A 16,693-nucleotide genomic window follows, 5' to 3' on the forward strand; every position below is an offset into this window, starting at 1 on the left:
GGTGGTGGGACCGGCCGTTCGGGCGACGTGGTGCGGGCTAGCGGTTCGCCGGCTCCTCGATGTGACCGGTCGCGTCGTCGACCGCCTCACCGGGAGCGGTGGTGGCCTCACCGGAGCTGGGCGCCGAGGCGTCCATCCGCTCGGCCTTCTCGCCGTCCTCGTCGCCGCCGATGGCGAGGTCGCGCGCCTTGGACACGGCGACCGCGATGACGACGATGAGCAGGGCGACCGCGGCGATGCCGTAGCGGATCGGCGAGTTCTTGTCGTCCCCGATGGACAGCGTGACGATCGCCGGGGCGATGAGCACCGAGACGAGGTTCATCACCTTGATCAGCGGGTTGATCGACGGGCCGGCGGTGTCCTTGAACGGGTCGCCGACGGTGTCACCGATGACCGTGGCCGCGTGGGCGTCGCTGCCCTTGCCGCCGTGCGCACCGTCCTCGACGATCTTCTTCGCGTTGTCCCACGCACCACCGGAGTTGGCGAGGAACACCGCCATGAGGCAGCCGGTGCCGATCGCGCCGGCCAGGAAGCCGGCGAGCGGCCCGATGCCGAGGCCGAACCCGACGGCAACGGGCATGAGTGCGGCCAGCAGGCCGGGGGTCGCGAGCTCACGCAACGAGTCGCGGGTGCAGATGTCGACGACCTTGCCGTACTCCGGCTTCTCCGTGTAGTCCATGATCCCCGGGTGCTCGCGGAACTGGCGACGCACCTCGAACACGATGGCGCCGGCGGCGCGGGTGACGGCGTTGATGGCCAGGCCCGAGAACAGGAAGACCGTCGCGGCACCGATGAGGAGTCCGACGAGGACGCTCGGCGTCACGATCTGCAGGTCGAACGGCGCGTTGGCCTTCTGCAGGATCTGCGTGAACTGCGCCTGCGCGGCCTCCTGGGTGAGCGAGCCGCCCTGGACCTTGGCGATGAGGTCGCTCTGCGTCTTCTGCTGCAACGCGGTGAAGATCGGCTCGAACTTCGCCTGCCACGCGTCGGAGTAGGAGCCGAACAGGGCGGTCGCGGCCAGCACGGCCGTGGCGATCGCGATGCCCTTGGTGATCGCCTTCGTGGTGTTGCCCACCGCGTCGAGGTCGGTGAGGATCTGCGCGCCCTCACCGTCGACGTCGCCGGACATCTCGGCGATGCCCTGGGCGTTGTCGGAGACCGGGCCGAAGGTGTCCATGGCGACGATGACGCCGACCGTGGTGAGCAGGCCGCAGCCTGCCAGCGCGATGAAGAACAGCGACAGGATGACCGAGCCGCCACCGAGCAGGAAGGCCGCGTAGACGGCGCCACCGATGATGACGGCCGTGTAGACGGCCGACTCGAGGCCGACCCCGATGCCCGACAGGACGACCGTGGCCGCACCGGTGAGCGAGGTGCGGGCGACGTCCTTGGTGGGCCGCTTGTCGGTGCCGGTGAAGTACCCCGTCAGCCAGAGGATGACGGCCGCGAGGACGATGCCGATGAGCACGGCCAGGATCGCGGCGTAGCGCGGGTTGCCCGAGAGGGCGCTGATCCCGGCGTTCGACGAACCGAGCCCGGCGTAGCTGTCGGGCAGGTAGATGAAGGCGGCGACACCGGAGAGCACGGCAGCGATGGCGGCCGAGATGTAGAAGCCGCGGTTGATGGCCGAGAGGGCGTTCTCACCGGGCTTGACGCGCGTGATGAAGACGCCGATCAGGGCGGTGATCGCGCCGATGGCCGGCACGATCAGCGGGAAGACGAGGCCGTAGCTGCCGAAGGCGGCCGACCCGAGGATGAGGGCGGCGACGAGCATGACGGCGTAGGACTCGAACAGGTCCGCGGCCATGCCCGCGCAGTCACCCACGTTGTCACCGACGTTGTCGGCGATCGTCGCGGCGTTGCGGGGGTCGTCCTCGGGGATGCCGGCCTCGACCTTGCCGACCAGGTCGGCACCCACGTCGGCAGCCTTGGTGAAGATGCCACCGCCGACACGCATGAACATGGCGAGCAGGGCGGCACCGAAGCCGAAGCCTTCGAGCACCTTGGGGGCGTCGCCCTTGTAGAGCAGGACGACCACGGAGGCACCGAGCAGGCCCAGGCCCACCGTCGCCATACCGACCGTGCCACCGGTGCGGAAGGCGATCCGCATGCCGGAGTCACGGTCGCCACCGCGGGCGGCGGACGCGACGCGGACGTTGGCCTTCACGGCCAGGCTCATGCCGAAGTAGCCGATCGCCGCGGAGAACAGCGCGCCGACGATGAAGAAGGCGGAACGCCCCCAGCGGACGCCGGCGGTGTCGGCAGGGAGCAGGAGCAGGAGGAAGAAGACGAGGCCGACGAACACGGACAGCGTCTTGAACTGGCGGGCGAGGAACGCCTGCGCACCTTCCTCGACGGCGGCGCCGATTTCCTGCATCTTCTCGGTGCCGGGGTCGGCCGCCAGCACCTGCTGGCGGAAGAAGACACCCATGACCAGCGCGATCACCGAGATGGCGAGCACGGCTATGACCAGGGTGAGATTGGTGCCGTCCAGCTGCAGGTCAGCAGCGGCGGCAGGCGCAAGGCGCGACATTCCATCCTCCTCGATGGGGAACACTGCGGGCTCGTCCCCGGGCACGACGTGATGACGCACCACCACGGGGGACGATGCTGGCGAGAGTAATGCACGTCACACCGAATGTGACGGCCGGTGAGCAGCGTCACAGTGAATTCGTGACGCAGGAGGTCACGCAGGTGGGGCGGGAGGAGGCTCCGGTCAGGCGTTGGAGGCCGCGGTGGCCTCGTCGACCGACGGGTAGATGTGGAACACCTTGTCGAGCCCGGTGATCTTGAAGACCTTGAGGATGCGGTCCTGGGCGCTGACGATGCGCAGGCTGCCGCTCTGGCCGCGGACGAGCTTGAGACGGCCGACGAGGACGCCCAGCCCGGTGGAGTCCATGAAGGTGACGTTCTCGAGGTCGACCACCAGCGTCGTGCGGCCGGCGGCGACCTGCTTGTCGAGCACCTCACGGAGCAACGGAGCGGTGTACACGTCGATCTCGCCCGCCACGTGGACGATCGTCACGGCACCCTGCTCGCTGCTCGAGACCGACAGGTCCACAGTCACCCTTTCCCTCGACTACGCCAGTTCTTCACCCTCGGGCGCGCGGCTCGGCCGTCTGCCCTCGGGATTACGGTAGCGGCAATGTCCACACCCCTTGGTACCGCACCCGGCGCGCGCCTCGCCTTCGACCCCGAGGCGACGCTCGCCGCCCTGGCCTCCAGCCCCCGCGCCGACCGCCTGCGGCACGTCCACGAGGTGCCGGCCCGCCCCGCGTCGCTGGCGGAGTGGCCGCAGTGGGTGGACCCGTCCGTGTATGCCGCGTGCGCCGGGGCCGGGGTCACCTCCCTGTGGTCGCACCAGCGGGAGGCGGCCGACCTCGCCCACTCCGGGTCGCACGTCGTCATGGCGACCGGCACCGCCTCGGGCAAGAGCCTGGGGTACCTCCTGCCGGTGCTCACGGCCCTGGTCGAGGGGTCTGCTGCACCCACAGGTCGGGGCGCCACCGCCCTCTACCTCTCCCCCACCAAGGCCCTGGCCGCCGACCAGCTGTCCCGGGTGCAGGCCATGGCGGTGCCCGGCGTGCGGGCCGCGACGTACGACGGTGACACCCCCAGCGAGGAGCGCCGCTGGATCCGCGACCACGCCCACCTCGTGCTCACCAACCCCGACCTCGTCCACCACTCCCTCCTGCCGCTGCACGAGCGCTGGGCACCGTTCCTGCGACGACTGCGCTACGTCGTCATCGACGAGTGCCACGTCTACCGAGGGGTGTTCGGCTCCCACCTCGCCGCCCTGCTCCGCCGCCTGCGTCGTGTCTGTGCCCGGTATGGCGCCTCCCCCACCTTCGTCCTCGCGTCCGCGACCGTGCGTGACCCCGGCGACCACGCCAGCAGGCTGGTCGGCCTCCCGGTGACGGCCGTGACGACCGACGGGTCCCCGCGCGAGGCGATGACGTTCGCGCTGTGGGAGCCCGGGCCGCTCGACGAGGGGTTCGGCGCCACGGCGCCGACGGACCTCGGCTGGTCCGGTGGCCGCCCCGCGGACGAGGTCCCGTCGGGACCGCAGGACGAGTTCTTCGGGCAGTCCTTCTCCGCCGCCGAGCTCACGGACACCTCCGGTGAGACCCCGGCCCGCCGCAGCGCCACGTCCGAGGCCGCCGACCTGCTGGCCCAGCTCGTCGCCGCCAAGGTGCAGACCGTGGCGTTCGCCCGGTCCCGGGCCGGGGTCGAGGCCCTGGCCTCGAGCGCCCGGCGCACGCTGGAGGGACAGCCGCGGCTGGCAGCCGCCGTCGCGGCATACCGGGGCGGTTATCTCCCCGAGGAGCGGCGCGAGCTCGAACGCGCCCTGCGCCACGGCGACATCCTCGGCCTGGCCGCCACCAACGCCCTCGAGCTCGGCGTCGACATCAGCGGGCTGGACGCCGTCCTGCTCGCCGGCTGGCCGGGGACGCGGGCCTCGCTGTGGCAGCAGGCTGGCCGGGCCGGGCGGGCCGGCACGCGTTCGCTGGCGGTGTTCGTGGCCGCGGACGACCCGCTCGACACCTACGTCGTCAACCACCCCGAGGTCGTGTTCGGGCAGCCGGTGGAGAGCACGGTGCTCGACCCCGACAACCCGCACGTGCTCGCCCCCCACCTCGCGGCCGCGGCGGCGGAGCTGCCGTTGCGCGAGGCGGACCTGGAGATGTTCGGACCGGATGCGCGGCGCCTGGTGGACGCCCTCGTGGCCCGCGGGATCCTGCGGCGTCGGCCCACGGGGTGGTTCTGGGCCAGGTCGGACCGCGCCAGCGACCACGTCTCGCTCCGGGGCAGCGGGGAGGTCGTCGGGATCGTCGAGCGCCGCACAGGTCGGGTCCTCGGCACCATCGACGAGGCCTCGGCGCACTCCCAGGTCCACACCGGCGCGGTGCACGTGCACCAGGGCAGCACCTACGTCGTCACCGAGCTCGACCTCGAGGCGGGGACGGCGACGGCGGTCCGTGGCGACCCGGGGTGGAGCACGTTCGCGCAGTCGGTGAGCGCGTTCGACGTCGTGGGCGCCTCGGACGAGTTCTCGTGGGGACCGATCGACGTCGCGTTCGGGAACGTGCGCGTGCACCACCAGGTGACGAGCTTCCTGCGACGGCTCCCCGGGGGTGAGGTCATCGGCACCCATCCGCTCACGCTCCCGCAGCGGACCCTGGCCACCAAGGCGGTGTGGTGGACCATGCCCGTCGACTGGCTGGAGGCCGCCGGCGTGGCCGAGGTCGACATCCCGGGGGCCGCCCACGCCGCGGAGCACGCGGCCATCGGCATGATGCCGCTGGTGGCGACCTCCGACCGCTGGGACATCGGCGGCGTCTCGACGGCCCTGCACCCGGACACCGGACTGCCGACGATCATGGTCTACGACGGGCACCCGGGCGGCGCAGGCTTCGCCCAGCGGGCGTTCGGCGTCTTCGAGATGTGGCTGTCGGCCACGCTCGAGGCCGTGCGCTCCTGCCGCTGCGAGAGCGGGTGCCCGGGGTGCGTCCAGTCCCCCAAGTGCGGCAACGGCAACGAACCCCTGGACAAGGCGGGGGCGGTCCGGCTGCTCGAGGCCGTCCTGCGCCACGCTCCCGAACCCGCCTGAACCGCCTGCGTCCCGGCCCCGGCCGACGCCTGGGTACCACGCCGGAGCGACGGCCGCGAAACGGGCAAAACCGCAGGCCACGGGCTAGGGTCGAAGCGAATGGCGCACCGCGCGCCGCAGATTTTTCGGAGGTCCCCCGTGATCGTGCTCGGACTGATCCTGGTCGTGGTGGCCGTCGTCGCCGCGATCCTCCTGGTCCTCGGCGCCCTGCCCGTGACCGCCACCTCGACGCTCGAGACCGGCATCTTCAAGTTCGAGCTGACGCCGTTGCAGCTGTTGATCGCAGGTGCGGCGATCATGCTGCTCGTGTGGTTCGGCCTCGGCATGGTGCGAGGCAGCATGAAGCGCAGGCGTCGACCCGGTCGTGAGGCCAAGGAGGCGCAGCGCCAGGCCGAGCTCGAGGAGTCGATCCGGTCCGACGAGCGCAAGCGCGCCGAGGAGACCCACCAGAGCGCCCTCGCCGAGCGGGACCGCGCCAAGGACGCCGAGCTGGAGTCGACCCTGGCCGAGCGGGACCGCGCCCGCGACGAGGAGTTCCGCACCCGCGAGCGCGAGATCGAGGACCGCGCCCGCGCCGACGAGCGCGAGCGCCTGGAGCGCGAGTTCAGCGCTCGACAGGCTGCTGCTGCCGCTGCCGTCCCGGCCGCTGGCGTCGCTGCGGCCTCGCACGGTGACCACGCGGACCACGGGCACGACCAGGCGCACGACCACGACCACGGGCGCGAGGGCACCGAGGTCCCCGTGGCCGGTGGCACCGCCGACCAGCGCCACGACGATGTCGCCGCCTCCGGCTCCGGGCTCGGGGACGGTTCGGCCGACGAGCGCCTCTACACCCCCGGTGACAGCGCTGACAGCCACTCGAACCGTGACGCGGCGGCCGCTGACGGCAATGCCGACGACGCCGAGGTCGGCGACGGCACCGACGCCTCCGCCGAGAACCGCCCCGCGCACCGCACCATGGCCGACCGCATCATGGGCCGGGACCCGCAGAACCACGGCTGACCCCGTCGGCCGGGCCGCCCACCGCGGCGAGTAGACCCCGGGCGACGCGCAGGCGAGACCCAGGGGGCCTCCCGGGAGATCACCCAGCGAGGCCACGACTCACTCCGACGGCGCGGGCCCAGCCCGCGCCGTCGCTCGTGCCCGGGGCGCTCCGAAGCCCGGGAGGACCAGGCCCACCGGGGCGGTGACCACGACCCGTGCCGAACCGTCCACCGAGACGGAGCACGCGCTCGGCCGAGCATCGTTGGCGACGGTGACGGCGGCCGCGCGGGCGCAGGCCTGCGCAGTCGTGGCCCCTCCCTGGACGGCCGTGGCGGCCGCCAGGGCGGCGAGGTCGACAGCAGCACGAGCACGATGGGTCGCCACCACGGCGCTGGCGAGGGCGAGTCCTCCGACCAGCACGATGAGCACCACCCCGATCGCTGCGAGGGCAAGGACGGTGCCGCTCCCTCGCTCCCCCCGCCGGTAGCGCCCACGCCCGCCGGGGGCGCCACGCCTCAGGATCCCGAGCGGCCCCGGCCGCTGGACCACACGCCTCTCCCGGGCGTTCACGGCGACCCACCGCCGGGCGCTCCGGCGGCCGGCGCGTCCTCCCTCGCCGCCACGGCGCGCGCCACCGGCGAGGCCCGCGCACCCAGCCAGTGCAGCGCCGGCGCTGCCGGAGCACGAACGGTGACCTCCACCGCACCGGCCGACCCGGACACGACGAACCCTGCGAGCGGCGGAGCCAGCCGCCGACCCTGCTCCACCGCCGCTCCGGTCGCGTCACCCCTCGCCATCGCCCGGGCAGTCGCGCGAGCCGCGTCGACGCACCGGACCTGGTCCAGCACGGTGGTCAGAGCCGACAGCGCCAGGACCAGGACCAGCACGAGGGCGGGGAGTGCGACCGCCAGCTCGACGGTCGCCATCCCCCTCTCCCGCCTCAGCTCGCCATGCCGAGGGCCGCCGTGATCACCGAGGCCAACGCCGACTTCACGCCTCCCGAGCGGACCACGGCCAGGAGCACGGCCGCGAACGCGCAGGCGGCCAGCGTCCCCACGGCATACTCCGCGGTCGTCATGCCGGCCTCCCCTGCGAGACGAACCCTCGGGAACCGCTGTGCCAGTTTGCATCTCACGCTGCACTCCTTGTGTCGGTGACGGCTGCGTGCCGTCTTCGGCACCAGTCCAGCCATCTGGAGGACGACCCACCACCGTCGTCGTCCCTTCCTGTGGACGGTGTCCCCGACGTCCCGGTGCTGTGGACCGACGGCCCTCATCGGCCCGCGGTGTCGAGGACGCCCACGGCCAGGGCGATGACGACGGGGAGCACCGCCGTGCAGGCGAACGCGGGGAGGAAGCCCAGCCCGAGGGGCAGCACGAGCAGCACCCCGGCTCGCGCCGCTCGTCGCTCACGGTCACGCTCCCGACCGTCTCGCAGCCGTGCGGCGGCGTCGGCGACCAGGGCTGCCGGAGCGGCACCGGTGGCCTCGGCCACGGACCAGGCGAGGGCAGCCGGCCGCCAGACCGGGCTGGCGTACGACCAGGCCTCGTCCACGGGGCGCCCCCAGCGCACTGCGGCGACGACCGCGGACAGGTCCTTGGACACCAGCGCCCCCGCCCCTGTGGCGACCTCCTCGAGCGCCCGCGTGAGGTCGAGGCCGGCACGCAGGGCCAGGGCGACGAGGACCAGCGCATCGGCCACCTCGTCGACCGGAGGCGCAGGAGACGCGTCCCGGGACCGGCGCCGGACGCGCGGCACCCTCCGGCCCGGGGTCGACGCCGCGCGCCGAACCGCCGGCCGCAGGCGCCCCGGCCAGACCAGGACGGCCACGCCGGCGGCGAGCGCGAGCGCCCAGCTCATGCCGCCCGGGCGAGGATGGACCGGCTCCACCACCAGCCGAACCCCGCGAACACCACACCTGCGACGAGGCTGGCCGTCGACCAGGTGGTCGAGAGGTACAGGTCACGGGGGCTGATCCCGCAGGCGAGGCCGACCACAGGACCGCTGAGCGGCAGCAGTGCCAGCACCGTCATCGAGGCCCGGGGGCCGGCTGCGGCACTGGCGAGGCGCTCGCGCGAGCGCACCCGGGCTCGCAGCACCTGCTCGCTGGCGGTGAGGGCGTCGGCCAGCGGCGCGCCCGTGCGCTCGCTGAGCGCCCATGCCTGACCGACGAACCGCAGGGCCTCGCTGTCGAGCAGGGCGGCGTGGTGGCGCCAGGTGCTCGAGACCGGTTCGCCGGAGGCGCCGACGCTGACGAGCTCCTGGAGAAGCGGCCCGAGCACCCGGTCGTCGGCGACCGCAGCCGCGCCGGCCTCCAGGCTGGTGGTCGCCGGGACTCCTGCGCGCAGCGGCGCGGCGACCAGGCCCAGCAGGTCGGCCAGCCGACCCTCCGCCGCGACCACCACCCGGCGCGGGTGGGGGCGACGTGGGCGCGGGGGCCACTCGTCACCACATGACGGGCCGACGGCGTCCCGCCCGACCCGCCGACCCGGCCACACCCGCCGCCCCGACCCGACCCGTCGTCCGGGCCAGGCCAGCACCGCAGCCACGACGAGTCCGAGCGTGACGTGCAGGACCCCTTCGGCGGACCAGCCCGTCATCGCGTCCACGGAACCCGCCATCATGCCCGCGCCACGGGCCGGACCCCGTGCTCCACCAACGCCGACCAGGCCGGACCCCGCCGCCCCGTCACGGCATCGAGGGCCAGCTCGCAGACCACCTCGTCGCCCTCGCGCCGCAGCACCGACAGGGACGCCACCCTCCTGCCGGTGCGGGTCCGTTCGACGTGCACGACCGCCTGCACCGCGCTGGCGAGCTGGCGCTGCACCGCTTCCCGCGGCATCCCCGCGAGCGCCCCGAGCGCGTCGAACCGGGTCGGCACGTCGCCCGGGGAGTTGGCGTGGACCGTGCAGCAGCCGCCGTCGTGCCCGGTGTTGAGGGCCGCGAGCATCTCGCGCACCTCCGGTCCGCGGGCCTCTCCCACGACGAGCCGGTCCGGCCGCATGCGCAGCGCCTGGCGGACGAGGTCGACCAGGCCGACGTGACCGTGCCCCTCCACGTTGGCCCCACGGCCCTGGAGCAGCACCACGTGGGGGTGGGCGATGGCGAGCTCGCGGACGTCCTCCACCACGACCAGCCGCTCGTCGACCGGCACCTCGGCGAGCATGGCGGCGAGCAGCGTGGTCTTCCCGGAGCCGGTGCCACCGGTCACGACGAAGGACCGCCGACGGGTGACCAGTGCGCGCAGCAGCTCCTCCACCGAGGCGTCGAACATCCTCGTGGACCGCAACGAGGCCAACCCGTCGGCCCGCGCACGCGGGATGCGGAGGCTGACGTGGACCCCGCCCTCCACCAGCGGCGGGAGGATGGCGTGCAACCGGACCCCACCCGGCAGCAGGCCGTCCACCCACGGCTGGCTCTCGTCCAGACGCCGCCCCGCCAGGGCGGCCAGGCGCACACCGAGGCGCCGCGCGGCCGCGGCGTCGGCGAGGTCGACCCCTGCCGCCTCGACGCCGGCACCGCGGTCGACCCACACGGATCCGTCGCCGTTGACGAGGACGTCGGTGACCGACCGGTCGGCGACCAGGCCCTCCAGCGGGCCGAACCCCAACACCTCCGCCGCGAGCGCGGCTCGGGCCTCCTCGGCACCACGGGACCCCAGCCGCACCGCGTCCGCGGTCGCCACCCGACCGACCGCCGCGACGTCCGGCGACTCCCCGCGCCGGATCCGTCCGGCGATGTGCTCGGCCCCGTTCACGTCGACACCCCGACGTGTGCGCCGCGGCCCGGGCGGGGCGGGCCGCTCACGCGCTGACCCGGTCGGCGTCGACGCCGCGGCCGGCGCAGACCTCCAGCTCGGCCAGCAGTCGGTCCACGGCGGTGACGAACGCCCCGTTCCTGCGGGTGCCCGGTGCGCGTGCGCGTTCGGCGTCGGCGACGACCTGGCTGTCGTCGACCAGGGTGCCGGCGTGCGGCAGGTCGAGGTGCTGGGCGACCTGCTCCCCCGTCACCGGCTCCCGCCGACCCGCCCGCAGGACCAGCCGCACTGGGACGCCGAGGCGGCCGACCTCCGCCGCCACCGCCGCAGCATCGGCGAGGTGCCGGGCAGTGGGGCCACAGACCAGCAGGACGTCGGTGCACTCCGCGACCCACCGCAGGGATCCGCCGAGATCGAGGACCGTCAGCGCGCAGATCGAGGACAGCGCCCCCAGACAGGCACCGACCACGTCGTCAGGCACCGGCGACCCGCGGGCGGCCAGCACGCGCGCCACACCGTCTGCAGGCAGGGACCTCAGCAGGTCCGCGCCGTCGACCTCGCCCCGGACGTCGGACAGGTCGGGCCAACGCAGCCCGGGTTCGTGCTCGATGCAGGCAGTGACGTCCAGGCCGCCGCGCTCGAACGAGCCGTCGACGCACACGGTCGCCCCCACCGAGGCGGCCGCACGCACCCCCAGGGCGACAGCGAGGGTCGAGGCCCCCAGCCCGCCCGACGCTCCGACGACACCCAGCACGCGATGCTCCATGCGACGAGCCTGCAGGGGTCACGGACCGGCCCGGAAGCGGGCGGCGACGGGCCTGTGGACGGCCGCGGGCGGCATACGGACCTGTGGACGGAACCGGCCGGAGAAAGGGGACGGCCCCGGTCGGGGGGACAACCGGGGCCGTCGACGCACCATGCTCCGGGGGGGAGGAGCAGGTACGCCGGTCCGCTCTACCCCGAGGGGGAGCGAACAGGAACATCGTGGACCATTAACCGTTCAACCGCAACTCGTTCGAGCGGGGGTCGTCTCGGGCGCCGGGCCAGGCGGAGACGTCCGCGAACAACCGAGCCCAAACGGTCACATCCGCCACGCCCGGCCCGGGCGTCACACCCGCCACACGAGGATGGCACCCCGCGCGAACGGGGTGCCATCGACCGTGATCCGCCTCGGGTTACCAGGCGTGCTTCCTGTAGTTGTCGCACCGGGACAAGCCCGTCACGATCGGTCCACCAGTGGACTGCCCGCGCGTGGGTGCCCGATGGGGTCACGGTGGTCGTCGGACTCTCGTGCGTCGACGTCAACTCCATGTGTACCGCGGTCCGGACGCGATGGGAACCCTTGACTTTTGGCTCACCAGGGACGTGTCCCCCGGCGCCCGGCGTGTCGCCCCCGATCGTGACCGTCCACCGGCTCCATGTCAGGACGGGTGCCTGAATCCGCTGCGACCGCAACGCTTCCGGGTCAGCTCAGGCGTCCGGCCCGGACCGCGTCGCAGACCTGCTCCCCCTGCTCGGCGCCGGCGACGAGGGCGGCGGCGCAGTGCTCCAGCCACAGCCCCACACCTTCCCGCGTGCCCGTCCCGTATGCCGCGAGCGCACCGAGGTAGGCCGGCCCGCCCTGGGCCGCGTGGCCGGCCTCCGTGACCGCGACGCCGGTCGGGTCGAGCCCGAGCGCCTGCACGACGGCGCGCTCCAGCGCCCGCGCGACGACGCCGTTCCCGCGCACGAACGGACGCATCGTCGCCACCTCGGCGTGCACGACGGCAGCCACCACGAGCGCCGGCACCTGCGCACCCTTCGCCCCCGCTGCCAGCAGGCCCACCACACCGTCCAGCCGGGCGCGCAGCGCAGCGGCCGACGGCGCGGGACCGAGGTCGACCAGCTCCTCGCAGTCCTCCCCGTGCAGGCGCGGGCGTCCGAGCTGGGCGTCCTCGACCAACCCCGAGGCCGCGGCCACGTGCAGCCGGGCCAGGGCCTGCAGCGGGGCCGTCGCCACCAGCGAGCGGACGTGCTCGCTCTCGGCCGTGGCCTGCACGACCCCCCGTGCGACCCGCTCGACCGGGTCCGGCTCGAGCGGCCAGGCAGCCGCGCCGCGCATGACGTCCCGCACGAGCTCGAGGGGGACGGTCGCACCCTCCAGCGCAGCACTCGCCTGCGCGCCGCGGACCCGGGACTCGGCGGACGCCTCGGGGATCCTGCGACGCAGGGCCTCGTGCCACCGCAGTCGTTCGCACGCCTCTCGGGCGGCGGAGATCCGCTCGGGCACCCCCGGGAGCTCGGCGAGGGCACGGAGCGAGGCGACGGCATCAGGCACGGCGCCAGCCTAGGGCGCCCGTCCTTGGAGGCCCGATCGCCCTAGAGTGCGCATGTGTCGGGCAGCTTCCACCTCCCCACCGCCATCGTGGTCGCCGGCGCGATGGTGCTCGTCTACGCGCTCGTCCGGTTGGTCCGCCACGGCCGCAGCGGCTCGCGTGGCTTCGTGTCCGACGTCGACCACGCCACCCACGCGACCCTGCACACCGCGTCGTTGGCGGCGCGGCACCTGCAGGACGGCCTGACTCCCGAGGGGGTCGGTCGCGCCGCCAAGCACCTGCGCCAGCTCCTGGGCGCTCCGGCGATCGCCGTCACCGACGCGGCCTCGCTGCTCGCGTGGGACGGCGTCGCCGACCACCACGCGCCGCACGCGCTGGAGCACGCCACCGAAGTGCTGCGCAGCGGGCACACCATCGTCCTCGGCGCCGGGCAGGTGAGCTGCTCCGACCCCGACTGCCCGGTGCGGGGTGCGGTGATCGCCCCCGTCGTGAGCGCCGACCGGGTGGTGGCTGCCATCGCGGCATACGGACCGAACGCGTCGGCGGGGCTCGCCCGGGCGACCGAGGAGGTGGCCGGCTGGATGGCGACCCAGGCCGAGCTCGCCGAGCTCGGGCACCAGCGGACCCGCACCATGGAGGCTGAGCTGCGGGCCCTGCGGGCGCAGATCAGCCCGCACTTCATCTACAACTCCCTGGCTGCCATCGCGTCGTTCGTGCGGACCGACCCCGAGCGCGCCCGCGAGCTGCTGCTCGAGTTCGCCGACTTCACGCGGTACGCCCTGCGCCGGGGCGGGGCCTTCACGACCCTCGCCGAGGAGCTGCGCAACGTCGAGCGGTACCTCGTCCTCGAGCAGGCGCGGTTCGGGGACCGGCTCACCATCTCGTTGCTCATCGCGCCGGAGGTGCTCCCCGTGACCGTTCCCTACCTGGCGATCCAGCCGTTGGTGGAGAACGCCGTCCGGCACGGCCTGGCCACCAAGGAGGGCGGCGGCCACGTGCGGATCGTCGCCACGGACGAGGGGGCCGAGGCCGGCATCACCATCGAGGACGATGGTGTGGGTTCGGACCCGCAGGTCATCAGGGCGGTGCTCGACGGCCGGGCGGACGGCGACAACGTCGGGCTCGGCAACGTCGACGCCCGACTGCGCCAGGTGTATGGCGACGACTTCGGCCTCGTCGTCGAGACGGCCCCCGGGGCGGGGACCAAGGTGTCGTTCCGGGTGCCCAAGTACGCGCCGGGCGTGCACCCCACCACGTAGAGTCCCCCCATGGCTGGCGCCCCCTCCGGCGACCCGGAGCTGCTCAGCCCGCAGGACGCCAGTGCCGGCGCCGCGGGCACGTCGCCGCACGCCCTGCGGGCCCTGGTCGTCGACGACGAGGTCCCGGCGCTGGAGGAGCTCAGCTGGCTGTTGCGGCAGGACGACCGGATCGCCGAGGTGCGGACGGCCGGCAGTGGTGCGGAGGCGTTGCGGGCGCTCGAGACCGGCGACATCGACGTGGTGTTCTCGGACATCTCGATGCCCGGGCTCGACGGCATGGACCTCGCCCGCGTGATCGCCCGGTTCACCCAGCGCCCGCAGGTCGTGTTCGTCACCGCCCACGACCAGCACGCCGTGGACGCCTTCGCGGTCGACGCGGTGGACTACGTCATGAAGCCGGTGCGCCGCGACCGCCTCGCGGAGGCCGTGCGCCGGGTGGTCGCCTCGGTGGAGCCGACGGGCTCCGACCCCGCCCCGCCCCCGGTCGGCGACCAGGACGAGACCATCCCGGTGGAGCTGGCGGGTGTCACGAGGTTCATCACGCGCAGCCAGATCCGGTACGCGCAGGCGCAGGGCGACTACGCCCGCCTCCACACCCCGGCCGGGTCCCACCTCGTCCGGATCCCCCTCAGCACTCTCGAGGAACGTTGGGCCGCAGCGGGATTCGTGCGGATCCATCGCAGCACGCTCGTCTCCCTGAGGCACGTCAAGGAGGTGCGGATGGAGCACGGTCGGTGCAGCGTCGTGCTCGACGAGGTCGAGCTCCAGGTGAGCCGGCGCCACACGCGGGAGCTGCGTGACCGCCTCCTGCGCCCCAACCGCCCCGCCGAGTGACGTCGTGAGCGAACCGGCGGGACCTCCACCCCCGGCCCCGCCACGGGTCCGGGTGACCAGCACCCGCCGCGACGCCACCACGCGCCACGGCGCCCGGCCGCTCACCCGGGAGATCGACGAGCAGAGCAACCTCGGTGAGGTCTACATGTCGGGCCTCATGTCGGCCCAGCTGAGGCTCGCCGCGATGGTGCTGGCGTTCGGTGCGGTGGGCCTGGGCGGGCTGCCCCTGCTCTTCCTGCTCGTCCCCGCGACGCGCAGCCTGGAGATCGGTCGGGTCCCGTTGCCCTGGCTGATCCTCGCGGTGGTGGTCTACCCGGTGGCGCTCGTGGTCGCGCGCTACTACGTGCGCCAGAGCGAACGCATCGAGGCGGAGTTCTCCGCCGTCGTCGCCCGGCGGGAACCGTGAACACCGCCTACGGCCTGGCTGCCATCGGACTCATCTGCCTCGTGACGCTGGCGATCGGTGCGTTCGGCCTCAAGCTCTCCCGCACGACGAGCGACTTCTACGTCGCCGGCCGCACGGTCACCCCCTACCGCAACGCCAGCGCGATCGGTGGCGAGTACCTCTCTGCCGCAAGCTTTCTCGGGATCGCCGGGCTCGTCTACACCAACGGCCTCGACATGCTGTGGTTCCCGGTCGGCTACACCGTGGGCTACGTCGTGCTCCTCGTCCTCGTCGCCGCCCCGCTGCGACGGTCCGGCGCCTACACGCTGCCCGACTTCGCCGAGGCGCGGCTCGAGAGCACGACGATCCGCCGCCTCTGCTCGGTGCTCGTCGTGGGCATCGGATGGCTCTACCTGCTGCCACAGCTCCAGGGCGCGGGGCTGGCCCTGACGAGCGTGACCGGAGCGCCGAGCTGGGTGGGTGGCCTCGTCGTCGCCGTCGTCGTCGTGGCGAACGTCGCCGCCGGTGGCATGCGCTCGATCACCCTGGTGCAGGCCGTGCAGTACTGGATCAAGCTCACGGCGATCGCCGCACCGGCGTTCGTGCTGCTCGCGGTGTGGTTCCACGACGGCGCACCCGGTCCGGCGAGCGCCCGCGACTCCGGCTGGGTCGAACCGCTGGGTGGCCTCGCCGGACAGGGTCATCCCGTGTACGCGACCTACAGCCTCCTGCTCGCGCTGGCGCTGGGGACCATGGGCCTGCCGCACGTGCTCGTGCGCTTCTACACCAACCCCGACGGCCGGGGGGCCCGCCGGACCACCCTCACCGTCGTCGCCCTGCTCGGCGCGTTCTACCTCTTCCCCCCGCTGTACGGCGTGCTCGGCCGGGTCTACCTCCCGGAGCTCCCGGTGGGTGTCGCCGCCGACACGCTGGTCCTCCAGCTGCCCGGGGCGATGCTGCCCGACCACCTCGGCGAGGTCCTGTCGGCGGTCCTCGCCGGTGGGGCGTTCGCGGCGTTCCTGTCGACCGCGTCCGGCCTGACGATGTCGGTCGCCGGGGTCATCGACCAGGACCTCCTGCGCCGACGGCTGGGCCGGGTGACCGGCGGCGACTTCACGGTCGTCCAGGGCTTCCGGATCGCGACGGTCCTGGGCGTGGTCGTCCCGTATGCCGCGTCGCGGCTGATCGAGCCGGTGGGCCTCGCGACGATGGTCAGCCTGGCCTTCGCCGTCGCGGCCTCGACGTTCTGCCCGCTGCTGGTCCTCGGGTCCTGGTGGCGTGGCCTGAGCACCGTCGGAGCCGCCGCCGGGCTCGTGGTCGGCGGCGGTCTCGCCGCGAGCGCCGTGGCGGCGACCGTCCTGGCCGGACCCATCCCCGGGTGGCCCGGCGCCCTGCTCGGGCAGCCGGCGGCCTGGAGCATCCCGCTCGCGTTCGCCACCGCCGTCGTGGTGTCGCTGGCGACGCCGGGCCGGATCCCGCTGCACACCGCACGCACCATGGTCCGCCTGCACACCCCGGAGGACCTCGTCCTCGACCGCGACTGAACGC

The 16,693-nt window shown here is 73.7% G+C and carries 16 protein-coding genes; 6 read left to right on the forward strand and 10 right to left on the reverse strand.

What is annotated here, in order from left to right; translation table 11 throughout:
- Positions 1-37: 37 nt before the first annotated feature.
- Both ASD62_RS09325 and ASD62_RS09330 read right to left on the reverse strand, forming a co-directional pair.
- A complete protein-coding gene (locus ASD62_RS09325; RefSeq protein WP_056915723.1) occupies positions 38-2,533 on the reverse strand; it encodes a sodium-translocating pyrophosphatase in 2,496 nt (831 codons plus the stop codon).
- Positions 2,534-2,716: 183 nt separating this feature from the next.
- Positions 2,717-3,061, reverse strand: a complete 345-nt coding sequence (locus tag ASD62_RS09330; RefSeq protein ID WP_056915724.1) for an anti-sigma factor antagonist — start codon at positions 3,059-3,061, stop codon at positions 2,717-2,719.
- Between the two features lie 84 nt (positions 3,062-3,145).
- Here ASD62_RS09330 and ASD62_RS09335 point away from each other — a divergent pair, with 84 nt between their 5' ends.
- Positions 3,146-5,611, forward strand: a complete 2,466-nt coding sequence (locus ASD62_RS09335; RefSeq protein ID WP_056915725.1) for a DEAD/DEAH box helicase — start codon at positions 3,146-3,148, stop codon at positions 5,609-5,611.
- A gap of 138 nt (positions 5,612-5,749) precedes the next feature.
- Positions 5,750-6,613 carry a hypothetical protein gene (locus ASD62_RS09340; RefSeq protein WP_056915726.1) on the forward strand — a complete coding sequence of 288 codons (864 nt, stop codon included), beginning with the start codon at positions 5,750-5,752 and terminating at the stop codon, positions 6,611-6,613.
- Between the two features lie 99 nt (positions 6,614-6,712).
- Here ASD62_RS09340 and ASD62_RS09345 read toward each other — a convergent pair whose 3' ends face one another.
- From ASD62_RS09345 to ASD62_RS09375, 8 genes are all read right to left on the reverse strand, one after another.
- Positions 6,713-7,144 (reverse strand): Rv3654c family TadE-like protein, encoded by a 432-nt coding sequence (locus ASD62_RS09345; RefSeq protein ID WP_200956869.1) that lies wholly within the window; start codon positions 7,142-7,144, stop codon positions 6,713-6,715.
- Between the two features lie 17 nt (positions 7,145-7,161).
- The gene (locus tag ASD62_RS09350; RefSeq protein WP_056915727.1) at positions 7,162-7,521 is read right to left on the reverse strand and encodes a TadE family type IV pilus minor pilin; all 360 of its coding nucleotides are present in this window, start codon (positions 7,519-7,521) and stop codon (positions 7,162-7,164) included.
- A gap of 14 nt (positions 7,522-7,535) precedes the next feature.
- Complete coding sequence (locus ASD62_RS20985; protein ID WP_369818789.1) at positions 7,536-7,871, reverse strand: DUF4244 domain-containing protein; 336 nt, start codon at positions 7,869-7,871, stop codon at positions 7,536-7,538.
- A complete protein-coding gene (locus tag ASD62_RS09355; RefSeq protein WP_056915728.1) occupies positions 7,868-8,455 on the reverse strand; it encodes a type II secretion system F family protein in 588 nt (195 codons plus the stop codon). Before ASD62_RS09355 ends, ASD62_RS20985 begins: the two co-directional genes overlap by 4 nt.
- Complete coding sequence (locus tag ASD62_RS09360; RefSeq protein ID WP_162254759.1) at positions 8,452-9,195, reverse strand: type II secretion system F family protein; 744 nt, start codon at positions 9,193-9,195, stop codon at positions 8,452-8,454. The genes ASD62_RS09355 and ASD62_RS09360 overlap by 4 nt, the downstream gene beginning before the upstream one ends.
- A gap of 20 nt (positions 9,196-9,215) precedes the next feature.
- Positions 9,216-10,352, reverse strand: a complete 1,137-nt coding sequence (locus ASD62_RS09365; RefSeq protein ID WP_056915730.1) for a TadA family conjugal transfer-associated ATPase — start codon at positions 10,350-10,352, stop codon at positions 9,216-9,218.
- Between the two features lie 46 nt (positions 10,353-10,398).
- Complete coding sequence (locus ASD62_RS09370; protein WP_157581419.1) at positions 10,399-11,118, reverse strand: hypothetical protein; 720 nt, start codon at positions 11,116-11,118, stop codon at positions 10,399-10,401.
- A 699-nt stretch (positions 11,119-11,817) separates the two neighbouring features.
- Entirely contained in the window at positions 11,818-12,669 is an 852-nt protein-coding gene (locus ASD62_RS09375) for a Fic family protein (protein ID WP_056915732.1), read from the reverse strand.
- Between the two features lie 54 nt (positions 12,670-12,723).
- Between ASD62_RS09375 and ASD62_RS09380 the strand changes: the two genes are divergently transcribed.
- Genes ASD62_RS09380 through ASD62_RS09395 form a run of 4 tightly spaced genes read left to right on the forward strand, consistent with a single transcriptional unit; the run spans position 12,724 to position 16,689 of the window.
- On the forward strand, positions 12,724-13,926 hold the full coding sequence (locus tag ASD62_RS09380; protein ID WP_235529315.1) for a sensor histidine kinase: 1,203 nt from the start codon (positions 12,724-12,726) through the stop codon (positions 13,924-13,926).
- 9 nt (positions 13,927-13,935) lie between these two features.
- On the forward strand, positions 13,936-14,760 hold the full coding sequence (locus tag ASD62_RS09385; RefSeq protein WP_082580664.1) for a LytTR family DNA-binding domain-containing protein: 825 nt from the start codon (positions 13,936-13,938) through the stop codon (positions 14,758-14,760).
- 52 nt (positions 14,761-14,812) lie between these two features.
- Positions 14,813-15,166 (forward strand): hypothetical protein, encoded by a 354-nt coding sequence (locus ASD62_RS09390; protein ID WP_235529314.1) that lies wholly within the window; start codon positions 14,813-14,815, stop codon positions 15,164-15,166.
- Positions 15,163-16,689, forward strand: a complete 1,527-nt coding sequence (locus ASD62_RS09395) for a cation acetate symporter (protein WP_056915733.1) — start codon at positions 15,163-15,165, stop codon at positions 16,687-16,689. The genes ASD62_RS09390 and ASD62_RS09395 overlap by 4 nt, the downstream gene beginning before the upstream one ends.
- Positions 16,690-16,693: the final 4 nt, after the last annotated feature.

It is taken from the genome of Phycicoccus sp. Root563 (genome assembly GCF_001427915.1).
GTDB lineage: Bacteria > Actinomycetota > Actinomycetes > Actinomycetales > Dermatophilaceae > Pedococcus.